Source organism: Flavobacterium piscis (assembly GCF_001686925.1).
GTDB classification, from domain to species: domain Bacteria; phylum Bacteroidota; class Bacteroidia; order Flavobacteriales; family Flavobacteriaceae; genus Flavobacterium; species Flavobacterium piscis.
This window is the reverse complement of record NZ_LVEN01000005.1, coordinates 1-12,608: the sequence shown is the minus strand read 5'-3', so window position 1 is coordinate 12,608 and position 12,608 is coordinate 1. Positions and strand designations below refer to the sequence as shown.

General features: G+C 35.5%; 9 protein-coding genes. 4 read left to right on the top strand and 5 right to left on the bottom strand.

Annotation, left to right across the window (positions count from 1 at the left end):
- Positions 1-45: 45 nt before the first annotated feature.
- Together nrfA and nrfH are read right to left on the bottom strand one after the other, a co-directional pair.
- The gene (nrfA, locus tag FLP_RS03470) at positions 46-1,512 is read right to left on the bottom strand and encodes an ammonia-forming cytochrome c nitrite reductase (RefSeq protein WP_207797810.1); all 1,467 of its coding nucleotides are present in this window, start codon (positions 1,510-1,512) and stop codon (positions 46-48) included.
- Positions 1,513-1,567: 55 nt separating this feature from the next.
- Entirely contained in the window at positions 1,568-2,188 is a 621-nt protein-coding gene (gene nrfH / locus FLP_RS03465) for a cytochrome c nitrite reductase small subunit (protein ID WP_065448145.1), read from the bottom strand.
- 346 nt (positions 2,189-2,534) lie between these two features.
- On the opposite strand from nrfH, the gene FLP_RS03460 reads away from it, so the two are divergent.
- Entirely contained in the window at positions 2,535-2,903 is a 369-nt protein-coding gene (locus tag FLP_RS03460) for a nuclear transport factor 2 family protein (protein ID WP_065448144.1), read from the top strand.
- Between the two features lie 299 nt (positions 2,904-3,202).
- On the opposite strand, the gene FLP_RS03455 is transcribed toward FLP_RS03460, so the two are convergent.
- From FLP_RS03455 to FLP_RS03450, 3 genes are all read right to left on the bottom strand, one after another.
- The gene (locus FLP_RS03455; RefSeq protein WP_065448143.1) at positions 3,203-4,738 is read right to left on the bottom strand and encodes a YifB family Mg chelatase-like AAA ATPase; all 1,536 of its coding nucleotides are present in this window, start codon (positions 4,736-4,738) and stop codon (positions 3,203-3,205) included.
- 178 nt (positions 4,739-4,916) lie between these two features.
- Positions 4,917-5,072 (bottom strand): hypothetical protein, encoded by a 156-nt coding sequence (locus FLP_RS25400; protein ID WP_165606641.1) that lies wholly within the window; start codon positions 5,070-5,072, stop codon positions 4,917-4,919.
- Between the two features lie 79 nt (positions 5,073-5,151).
- Positions 5,152-6,129 carry a Gfo/Idh/MocA family protein gene (locus FLP_RS03450; protein WP_065448142.1) on the bottom strand — a complete coding sequence of 326 codons (978 nt, stop codon included), beginning with the start codon at positions 6,127-6,129 and terminating at the stop codon, positions 5,152-5,154.
- A gap of 129 nt (positions 6,130-6,258) precedes the next feature.
- Between FLP_RS03450 and FLP_RS03445 the strand changes: the two genes are divergently transcribed.
- From FLP_RS03445 to FLP_RS03435, 3 genes are all read left to right on the top strand, one after another.
- Entirely contained in the window at positions 6,259-9,249 is a 2,991-nt protein-coding gene (locus tag FLP_RS03445; RefSeq protein ID WP_065448141.1) for an amidohydrolase family protein, read from the top strand.
- Between the two features lie 41 nt (positions 9,250-9,290).
- Positions 9,291-10,598, top strand: coding sequence for an amidohydrolase family protein (locus tag FLP_RS03440; RefSeq protein ID WP_065448140.1), 1,308 nt, complete (start codon positions 9,291-9,293; stop codon positions 10,596-10,598).
- 340 nt (positions 10,599-10,938) lie between these two features.
- A complete protein-coding gene (locus FLP_RS03435) occupies positions 10,939-12,255 on the top strand; it encodes an ammonium transporter (protein WP_065448139.1) in 1,317 nt (438 codons plus the stop codon).
- Positions 12,256-12,608: the final 353 nt, after the last annotated feature.

The window sequence follows — 12,608 nt, the reverse complement described above, 5'->3', positions numbered from 1 at the left end:
AACCCTCTCCAAAGTGTTTTTATATTTATTAGCTGACTATAGCAATTATTTTTTCTTTGCCTGTTCCAGCCATTGCGGTAAAAGAGTTTTTTTGAATTCGGCTTTATTCGCTCTTTCTTTAGCCATATCCAGACCAATAAACTGCTGTGCTTTTGCTTTGGTTGAAATGTCCGGATATTGTACTGGTCCTGTTTGTCCTAAAGAAGCTAATACTTTACCTAAAGCAATTCTTGCCTCAGCTGCTTTATTCAAACCATTTGTAATTACTCTGGCAGTTTCTAATGGAGCATGGAATGATCCTCCGTGCGATGCTGCAGTAAAATCCCAACGCCATTGTGACTGACGAATTAACTGCAGAATATTTTTCATCTGAGCTTCTGTTGCTCCTTTATCCCATGCTAATTTTGCTTCTATATGTGCTTTTACCAATTGATCTTCAAGCTCAATACGTATTTGATAAATTTTATCCTGACGTTCGTTTACGTTTGCTATCAATGTTTTTTCTTCTTCACGGTGACAAACCTGACAAGAATTTGCTACGTTATTAAGAGGCGATTGTATTTTATGATCTGTAAATTTCTGCCCGCCTTCACTTTTATAGGGCATATGACAATCTGCACAAGAAACACCTCTTTGTCCGTGAATACCCATTTGATGAATTTCGTAATCAGGGTGCTGCGCTTTAAGGATTGGTGCTTTACTCAATGCATGTGTAAAATCTGAAAACTCAATACCATCATAGTATTTTTCCATATCCTCTACCGTCATACCATTTTTCCAAGGGAATTTTACTTTTGCAGCACCTTCTACAGATTTTTTATCAAAGTAATACTCAACATGACATTGTGCACAAACTAATGAACGCATTTCGTTATGAGTCGCTTTTGCAATATCTTTTCCCTGCTCTTTAAAAGCTTCGATTAATGCCGGGCGTGTAATTTTTAAATTCATTGTTTTAGAATCATGGCAATCTGCACATCCAATAGGGTTTACAATTTCTGGCCCTAAAGCAGCCCATGTTTGTTTGTAGAACTCATCGATACCCAATTTATCCATCATACGTGGCACATCTGGTGACTTACATACCCAACAGCTGGCAGGTTGTGGCCCGTCCTGAGGTCCTTTTGGAGCTCCTGTTCTTAAAGTATTGTAAATGTCTTCCAGTGCATAAAAATGTCCTCTTCCCTGATTATAATCTTTAGAAAAAGCATATCCTGCCCAAAGTACCACCATACGAGGATCCTCATGTAACATGTCTTTCATTTTTCCGCCTCCGTATTTACTTGAAAAAGTAGTATCTGCCGTTTCATAATAGGTTTGAAACTCTCGAGGATAATTTGCTCCCCAAACTTCATTTTTAGATTCGAACTGACCAACAGGAGCTAACACTCTATTTACAAATAAAGCTTCTGTGCGGCGTTCCATTACACTATTTACCAGTAATCCCAGCATAAATACAACTAGCATTGTAACGCCAAACATTACCCATCCTAACCACGGTTTGCGTTTTATAGTTTCTTTTAGTGGTGCCATAATTATATCTGTATTTAATTAATTTTTAGTTTTTTTATTTAGTTTGTTTTGTTTCTTTCTTTTTTTGAGTTGCTGTACTATCAGTTTGTTTTTGCAGCCATTCCGGAATTGGAGATTCTAGTAAAGGAACTCGTGCATTAGGTACAGATGACAGGCTATTTACTTTGCCGTGTGGGACTTCGCGATGACAATCCCAGCATAGTTTTCCTTCGCCATGACTTTTACTCTCAAGCGTAACTCCTGTTGTTTTTACATTTGCATTAAGATCTCCGTGACAGCGCTGACAGTTTTTTTGAACCACGTCTGTTCCTGCTTCCTTAATATGAATTACCTGAGGCTCTGCACGCCAGGTAAATACGGTTGCGTGATAAATACCGTCTTTTGCTTTAAAAAAATATTTATTAAAAACATTGTTATGGGGCACGTGACAATCATTACAAGTAGTTACACGTCCATGCGAGCTATGCTGCCAGGTAGCATAAAAGGGAGTCATTACATGGCAGTTGACACATGTTTTAGGATCGTCTGACAGATAAGAAACTGCATTGGATACATATAATAAATAAGCAAATAATCCCGTTCCTATTCCAACTGCCACTATAACAAAGGGTACCCATTTACGTGGAGGCAATAAATAATTTAAAATCTTTATCATAATATTTTTCCTTAATTTTACAATCAAAATTACAGGTGTAATTCCTACAATGAAATGACATTTATCAGATAATGAGGTTTGTGTTAAAAAAAACACAAAATGAATTGTCTGTTATTGTGCATCAATTTGTTTTTTAGTATTGAGATTGTCAAATTCACACCTAAACACTTAAACACATGATATTAAGAAATATAAAATCATTACAGTGAATAAATTAAAAGAAGAATGAAGGTGTTAATTTTTTCGCAAAAAAATCTAAAAGGATTTTCTTTACTATTTTATAATTAGAAATATTTTTAAATTTATAGGAACTGAAATAGAATACATAATCACAATTTTTTAGAGAATGACAGCTAATAAACAAACCGTAAACGAATATATGGCCGCTTTTAGAGTAAGTGATCATGAAAGAATACTTGCATGTCTTACTGAAGATGTTATTTGGGAAATGCCTGGCATCTACCAACACATTGGTAAAGAAGCGTTTGATAAGGAAATTGAGAATGATAATTTTGTTAGAAGTCCCACTATTCAGATTATAAAAGTGATAGAGGAAAATGATATTGTTATTGCAGAAGGTGCCGTACAGGGTAATATGAAAAACGGAAATATATTGGACGCTGTTTTTTGTGATGTTTTTGAAATGGAAAAAGGAAAAATTAAGAAGTTAACTTCGTATTTGATGTCGAGAAATGCGAATTTAAAATTTGAGTGATATTTTTACCAAAAAGTGCGCAAGTTTTTTATAATAGATTATACATGCAAACACGAAGCTCACCAAGCTATGGAAGAATACATTATTGTACTTTTTATTTACATAAAGGTTTGACTGGTTCTCTTATAAATGATAAACCTCTGGCCTAGCCCCGATGGAAGCGATATCCTTTTATGGCAGGGTTTGCCATAAAAGATAAAGTGGACAGCGGGACTGGAGGTTCTTATGAAAATTGATTTTTTTGCTCCTGAAAAATTAAATTCCAAAATTTTTGAAGTTCCAAATCCAAAAATCTAAAACTAACCAAGCCACCCTTCTCTATCCAGGCTTCTATATTGAATAGCTTCGGAGATGTGCTGCGAAACTACAGTTGGTGCGTTATCTAAGTCGGCTATGGTGCGGGCCACTTTTAGGATTCTGTCGTATGCTCGCGCAGAAAGATTCAAACGTTCCATAGCGGTTTTGAGTAATTCTTTTGACTGGTCGTCGAGTGCGCAATGTTCGCGAATTAGTTTACTGCTCATTTGTGCATTATAATGTATGTTTTCCAATGCTTCAAATCGCTTGGTTTGAATTTCGCGCGCGGCTGTTACTCTTTTTCTAATTTCGACGCTGCTTTCGGCTTTTCGATCATCGGCTAATTTCTCGAAAGGAACGGGAGTAACTTCTATGTGAATGTCGATTCGATCTAATAAAGGCCCGGAAATCTTGCTTAGATATCGCTGCATTTCGTGTGGCGATGAGGTATTGGGCTGGCTAGGATCATTAAAAAAGCCACTCGGACTTGGGTTCATACTCGCCACTAACATAAAAGATGACGGATAGGTCACCGTAAATTTGGCACGTGAAATGGTGACTTCGCGATCTTCAAGCGGCTGGCGCATTACTTCTAAAACATCCCGCTTGAATTCCGGCAATTCGTCAAGAAACAAAACGCCATTATGTGCCATCGAGATTTCGCCCGGTTGTGGGTAGCTTCCGCCGCCAACAAGTGCTACATTTGAAATGGTGTGATGCGGACTGCGAAACGGCCGTTGGTTCATTAATCCTACTTCTTTTAATTTTCCGGCAACGCTATGAATTTTAGTAGTTTCCAGAGCTTCGCGCAAAGTCATTGGCGGTAAAATACTGGGAACGCGCTTGGCAAGCATTGTCTTTCCTGCTCCGGGCGGACCTATTAAAATAATATTATGTCCTCCGGCTGCAGCGATTTCCATACAGCGTTTTATACTTTCCTGCCCACGGACGTCTGAGAAATCATGTTCAGGAAAATCTAAAGTCTTATAAAACTCGGCTCTTGTATCGATTACTGTTGGCTGAAGCGTGCCTTTTCCTGCAAAGAAGTCAAGTACTTCCTGCAAATTCGAAACTCCGTAGACATCAAGTCCGGCAACAATTGCGGCTTCTTTTACATTTTGAATGGGAAGAAAAAAGCCTTTATACCCTTCTTCTTTTGCTTTTATGGCAATGGGCAAAGCGCCGCGAATGGGTTGTAAACTCCCATCTAGTGAAAGTTCGCCCATGATAATATATTCTTCGATTCCGGGTGCTTTTATTTGATCTGAACCCACTAAAATTCCCATTGCAAGCGGTAAATCGTATGCAGAACCTTCTTTTCGAAGATCGGCGGGCGCCATATTGATGGTAATTCTTTTTCCCGGCAAGCTTAATCCGTTGTTTTTTAAGGCAGCCGCAATTCGAAAACTGCTTTCTTTTATGGCACTGTCCGGCAATCCAACTAAATGATAACCAATACCTTTATCCATATGCACTTCCATCGTAATGGTTGTGGCTTCTACTCCAAAAACAGCGCTTCCGTAAACTTTTACTAACATAATTAATCTTTATCAAAATGTAAAAGTATTTAATTAAGTAGAAAAAATAACTTATTTGTAAATAATTTATTACTTAATATTTTAATAAATTAAGATTTTACACTAAAAAATAATTACCATATTACTTCAATACTGTTAACTCTCTCTTATAATTCTTTATAAAGATTTTCTTTATATACTAATAAGTCGTGATAACCTTTGCTTTTTTATAATCGGCTGTACCATTCGCTTTACGTGATTTCTTGAAACTTTTTATTTTCATCTCATTAAAATCATAAGCAGCTTTTAAATCAGCAATACTTAAATCAGCAATTTTTAGAATTGTAACACCCATTTATTTCTATTTAAAGTTTACTTGTAAATGTATTGTTTATTATTCTGGAGAAATTCATTCTTTTTTGAATACAAGCGGATTAAGAAAAATTCAACCCAATTTGATTTTTAATATCCTGCACAATCTTACTCAAATCCAAACTATTCTGATGCGACCAAAGCTTACTTTCGATTTGGTTGTTTCTAATACAATTATGACATTCGATTGCTTCATGCGTATAGCCTATTCCTAAATTTGGCAAACTAAAAACGGTTTCTTTTTGTTCTTTAAAAACAGAATATCCATCAGCAATATACCATGGAGAATTGAGCTGAATATGTCCCTGAGTTCCACTTATCGTTGCTTTCATATCAGATTCTGAAATTATTGAAGCATTCAAAACTGACTGAGCGTTTTCATACTGCAAAATCATTGAAGTTTGTAAATCGATTCCGTTTTTATGATAAATAGATTTTGCTATTATTTCTTTTGGAATTCCAAGAACTATATAAGAAAGAAATAAGGGATATACGCCAATGTCGAATAACGCACCTCCTCCCAGTTTTTTATCAAACAATCGTCCTCCTTCAGCATCATTGGCATAAAAAGCAAAATCGGCTTTTACATATTTTATGTCACCAATTATCCCCTGATTTACTTTTTCGAGAATTTCTTTGACAGATGGTATAAAACGCGTCCAGAAAGCTTCCATAAAAAATTTATTATGCTTTTTTGATGCTTCGATCATTCGTTCGGCATCTTTATAAGACAGCGCAAGTGGTTTTTCGCATAAAACATGTTTACCATTTTCTAATGCTTTTATAGATAATTCGGCATGAGAATCATGTGGGGTCGCAATGTAAATAATATCAACCTCATCGTCCTGAAAAAGAGCGTCGTAAGAATCGTATGTTTTTGAGCAATTGTACTTTTTGGCAAACTCCACTGCTTTATTATGGTCTCTGGAAGCCACTGCAAATAATTCTGCATCTGGCAATAATAATAAATCGACCGCGAACTGATTTGCAATATTACCTAAGCCAATGATTCCCCACTTTATTTTATTGTCATTTTTCATATTATTCTATAAGCGCTACTTATCAATGGTTTAATTAAATTATCATCTAAATAAAGAAAAAACATTTATAAAAATAAATTTTACATAACATATATTTCATATTTTTAGCAACAAATTTGCAAATTACCTATGAAAAAAGCCCTACTCCTACTCTTTTTGAGCGTATTTTTAACAAAAACATATGCTCAGGATTATTTCCCTATTAATGAAAGTGTGCAAAACAAAAACAAAAATTACACTGTTTTTAAAAATGCCACTATTTATGTTACTCCAACTCAAAAAATCGAAAAAGGAACTTTACTTGTTCAGGATGGTAAAGTTGTTGCAGTTGGCAATAGTGTTACCATTCCTAAAAACAGTATTACGATTGATCTTGAAGGAAAAACAATTTACCCTTCGTTTATTGATATCTACACGAGTTTTGGAATTGAAAAACCAAAAAGCAATTTAGGCCGTTACCGCGATCCTATGTACGATACAAAGAGAGTGGGTTATTACTGGAACGAAAGCGTTAGACCAGAAATAAACACTTATGAAACTTTTAAATATGATCAGCCTAAAGCAGAAGAATTATTAAAAGCTGGTTTTGGAGTCGTTGGAACTCATATTCCTGACGGAATTGCTCAGGGAACCGGAATTTTGGTTGCCCTGAATAATACTGAAAACAGTAAACAAATTATTGCTAATAAGATTACCAATCACCTTGCTTTTTCGAGAAGCGCTCTAACAAATCAGGCTTATCCAAGTTCATTAATGGGTATGATGGCTTTGTTGCGCCAGATGTATTTGGATCTTGATTGGTACAAAAAAGGAAATTCTGATACTAAAGATTTATCATTAGAAGCTTTGGCAAATAATGAAAAACTAGTTCAGATTTTTACGACAGAAGATAAATTAAACAGTTTGAGAGCGGCTAAAATTGCTAAGGAGTTTGGTTTAAACTATATTCTAAAAGGAAGCGGAAATGAGTTTGAACGCATCGACGAAATCAAAAATACGAATGCTAGATTTATCATCCCGGTAAGTTTTCCGGAAGCCTATGATGTTTCAAATCCGTATTTGTCAAACCAAATCGAATTGACCGATATGCGTTTCTGGAATCAGGCACCATCAAACTTAAAAGTATTATCTGATAATGGTGTTGTTTTTGCCCTGACGACAGACAAATTAAAAAAGACCGAAGACTTTAAACCTAATTTATTAAAAGCCATTAAATATGGTTTTGATAAAACAAAAGCTTTAGAAGCACTGACGACAATTCCAGCTGCAATTCTTGGAAAAAGCAACGAAATTGGAAGTTTAAAAACCGGAAGTTATGCCAATTTTGTGATTACTTCAGGTGAAATATTCGACGAAAAAACAGTTTTATATGAAAATTGGGTTCAGGGAACTAAATATGTCGTAAACGATATTAACTCAAAAGACATTCGCGGAAACTACAATCTAACGGTTGGAAAAGATACCTACAAATGGAAAATTGAAGGAACTCCTAATGCCCCAAAATCTGAAATAACAACAACTGATGATAAAAAAGTAAACAGCACTTTTGCGGTTTCTAAAAATTGGATTTCCCTTTTAATAAAATCTGCAGATACGATCAAATCTAACTTTACGCGCTTAACAGGATTTATAGAAAAACCGGAAAGTTTATCCGGAAAAGCGGTTTTTGCAAACGGAGATGAATTGGTTTGGACGGCTTTAAAAACAAGTGCATTTGTTGCTGTACAAGATACTGTAAAAGCAGAAAAACCAAATCCTGTTCTACCTACAACTTATCCTAACGTGGCTTTTGGTGATACTAAAAAACTAACGGCTCAAACTTTATTATTTAAAAATGCTACGGTTTGGACAAATGAAAAAGAAGGTATTCTAACAGAAGCTGATGTTTTAATTAAAAACGGAAAAATTGCTGCTGTTGGTAAAAATCTTTCAGATGCAGCTGCTACTGTTATTGATGCTAAAGGCAAACATATCACCAGCGGAATTATCGATGAACACTCCCATATCGCGATTTCTAAAGGTGTAAACGAAATGGGGCACAACTCTACTGCCGAAGTTACGATTCAGGATGTTGTGAATTCTGAAGACATTAATATTTACAGAGATCTTGCCGGAGGTGTCACCATCTCTCAGTTATTACACGGATCTGCAAATCCTATTGGCGGGCGTTCTGCAATTGTAAAATGGAAATGGGGAGCTGCACCAGATGATATGTTATACAAAAACCAACCTAAGTTTATCAAATTTGCTTTGGGAGAAAACGTGAAACAAGCCAATTGGGGTATTGATAATCCTACTCGTTTTCCGCAAACCAGAATGGGTGTTGAACAAGTTTTTACCGATTATTTTCAGCGTGCAAAAGAATATGATGAAAGCTGGAAAAAATTCTACGCTGGTTCGAAAAAAGGAAAAGCGCCAAGAGTTGATTTAGAATTACAGACTATTGCGGAAATTATCAATAAAGAACGTTTTATTACCTGTCACTCTTATGTAGAATCTGAGATTTTAATGTTGATGAATGTTACAGAGAAATTCAATTTCAGGGTAAACACTTTCACGCATATTCTTGAAGGTTATAAAGTAGCAGATAAAATGAAAGAACATGGCGTTGGTGCTTCGACTTTCTCTGACTGGTGGGCCTATAAATTTGAAGTAAATGATGCAATTCCTTTCAACGGACCTATTATGCACAACGAAGGATTGGTTGTCGCCTATAACTCTGATGATGCCGAAATGTCCAGAAGATTGAATCAGGAAGCTGCAAAAGCAGTAAAATACGGAAACATTTCTGAGGAAGATGCCTGGAAATTTGTAACGCTGAATCCTGCCAAATTATTACATATTGATGATAAAGTGGGAAGCCTTAAAGTAGGTAAAGATGCCGATATTGTATTGTGGAGCGACAATCCTTTATCGATTTATGCTAAAGCCGAAAAAACAATTATTGAAGGTATTGTTTATTTTGACATTGAAAAAGATGCCGAAAAACAATTGGCCATTACCAAAGAAAGAAGCTTGTTGATTGGGCAAATGCTGCAAGAAAAAAACAAAGGAATGAGCACACAGCAACCTACAAAGAAAGAAAAAACAGAATATCACTGTGATACTTTAGAACAATAATTAAGGTGTTAGAAAATTCGAAAAGATTAATAAAAGACAATATGATACATAAAAACTTATATATAATGCTGCTCGCAGTTTGTGCTTCGGTACAAATAAAAGCACAACAAATACCGGCACCAAAGCAAACTAAATCGGTTTTAATTTTAAATGCCACTGCACATTTAGGTAACGGAACCGTTATTCAAAATAGTGCGATTGGTTTTAAAGACGGTAAAATTACCTTAGTAGCCGATGCTACAACCATAAGACTTGCTGCGAATGCTTATGATACAACTATTGATGCCGCAGGAAAACACGTTTACCCTGGGTTTATTGTTCCGAATGCAACACTGGGTTTAGTAGAAATTGATGCTGTAAAATCATCAGACGATCAGGAAGAAATTGGTAGTTTTAATCCGAATGTGAGAAGTATTATTGCTTATAACTCAGAATCGAAAGTAGTAGAAACTGTGCGTCCAAATGGTATTTTAATGGCTCAGATTACACCTCGTGGAGGCAGGATTTCCGGGACTTCTTCTGTAGTACAATTAGATGCCTGGAGCTGGCAAGATGCTATTTTAAAAGAGAATGACGGAATTCATCTTAATTTTCCGTCCAACTTTAAAAAATCAGGATCGTGGTTTGAACCGGGAATAATAGAGGCCAACAAAGATTACCCTAAACAGGTTGAAGAAATCGCTGCATTTTTAATTAACTCAAGAGCATACAACCAAGCGCCTTCGAAAGAAAGAAATGTAGTTCTTGAAGCTACAAAAGGGCTTTTTGACGGAACTCAAACGCTTTATATCAATGCCGACGAAGAAAAACAAATCGTAGATGCCATACAATTAGCAGTTGACAATAAGATCAAAAAAATTGTTATTGTTGGAGGATTCGAAGCGTACAAATCAGCTGATGTATTGCAAAAATACAATGTGGGTGTTTTCCTGAGACGAGTTCACGGTATGCCAACAAGTGTTGATCAAGATGTAAATCTTCCGTACAAAATGGCTAAAATACTTACTGATAAAGGTATTGTAGTGGGCCTTGAAAACAGCGGCGATAACGAACGTATGAACGCAAGAAACCTTCCCTTCCTTGCAGGAACCTGCGCTGCTTTTGGTCTTGACAAAGAAACAGCATTACAGCTTATTACTTTAAATACAGCAAAATTATTAGGTATCGATGCGACTTGCGGTACATTAGAAAACGGCAAAGACGCAACGTTATTTATCTCTGAAGGTGATGCACTTGATATGAGAACCAACAAATTAACAACAGCTTTTATTCAGGGAAGATCAATTAATTTAGAAACTTTTCAAACCAAATTAAATGATAAATTCAAAGCAAAGTACAACCAGAAATAAGTAAATTCTTTTCTATTAAAAAAGGCATCATATGAGCAATTCATTTGATGCCTTTTTTATTTAAAATTATCATCGTTATGATTAAATCTTTAAATAGTTGAACATAATTACTCTTAAAATTAAAATTATTCTTTCATTTTTCTGTTAACAAATGCTTCTCAGAGGGAAATTTTGATGTTTCTCATTAATAAATTATAAATTTTAAGTTGATTTTAACAAATACACGCAAAATACAGGGGGTTAAATTCTAAAATTAACAAAAATTAAACATCTGACTCTATTTTTCATAGGGGTGTCGATTGATTTTATACTTTTATAAAAAATTTAAAACTAAATAACTATGCGAAAAATTATTTTAAGTGTGATCCTTATCACTATTTTGGTACTAACCTTTATATCCAACTTTATCCTGTCTGATAATCCTATTCCGGCAGAGGCTGTAAAGTTTGACACAGGAGATACAGCTTGGATGATCGTAGCAACTGCATTTGTATTGCTTATGACACCAGGACTAGGATTTTTCTACGGAGGAATGGTAGGTAAGAAAAACGTTATCAGTACAATGCTTCAAAGTTTCATGGCAATGGTAATTGTTACTATTTTATGGGTTGTTGTTGCTTTTGGATTGGCTTTTGGTCCTACTATTGGAGGAATCATCGGAAATCCATCTACTAATTTATTCTTTGAGGGTGTTGGTACTAACACTGCATGGAGTCTTGCCCCAACTATTCCGTTTATGTTATTCGCATTGTTTCAGGCAAAATTTGCCATCATTACACCTGCACTAATCACTGGTGCATTTGCTGAGCGTGTACGTTTCTGGGCATACTTATTATTCATGGTCTTATTTATATTACTTATATATGCTCCTTTAGCACACATGACGTGGCATCCTGATGGAGTTTTCTTTAAAATGGGAGTATTAGACTTCGCCGGAGGAACAGTTGTGCATATGAGTGCTGGTTGGGCTGCATTGGCCGGAGCAATCTTCTTAGGAAAAAGAAAAATTCAAAAAGTAAATCCTGCCAGAATTACTTATGTATTATTAGGTACAGGTTTACTTTGGTTCGGATGGTTTGGTTTCAACGCAGGTTCTGCACTTGGAGCAAACGGTTTAGCTGTTCAGGCTTTAGGAACTACAACTGTTGCAGCTGCTGCAGCTGCTATGGCCTGGGTTTTCCTTGACAAAATCATAGGACACAAATTATCTGCACTTGGTGCATGTATCGGAGCTGTGGTAGGCCTTGTTGCTATTACACCTGCCGCAGGTTTCGTTAGTATTCCTCATGCTATTTTCATCGGAGCTTTCTCTGCAATTGTTAGTAACCTTGTAGTAAGCAAATTCCCTAAAGGTAAAATTGATGATGCATTAGACGTTTTTGCTTGTCACGGTGTTGGTGGTATGGTAGGAATGCTGTTAACAGGAGTTTTTGCTTCTAAAGCAATTAACCCTGCTGTTGGAGACAATCAAGGTTTGATTTTCGGAACTCCAACTTTATTCATCAACCAATTAACTGCCTTAGTAATCGTTTCGATCTTCGCTTTTGTAGGTTCTTATATCTTATTCTTTGTTGTAAATAAAATTACACCACTAAGAGTTACTGAAGAAAAAGAGGAATTAGGATTAGATATCTCTCAACACGGAGAATTTTTATAAAAAACAAACCAAAACCAAACTAAACCAAAATTAAAAAAGCACTCTGAGTCTCACTTAGAGTGCTTTTTGCTTTTGTTAGATTTTAGATTATAGAGGATAGAAAATAGAATAAAGAGAATAGAAGATAGAGAATAGATTTTAGATCTTAGTCAAAGAATGTAAATTTCCAATTGTGGACTTACAGCATAAAAAAAGCACTCTAAGTTCTTTACCCAGAGTGCTTTTTATTTTGAATTAATTCAACCTTATTATTATAATTTTAGATTTTAGAATTCAGATTTTAGATTCTATCCTCTACTTTCTATCCTCTATTCTCTTTATTCTATTCTCTTTATTCTATTTTCTATATTCTA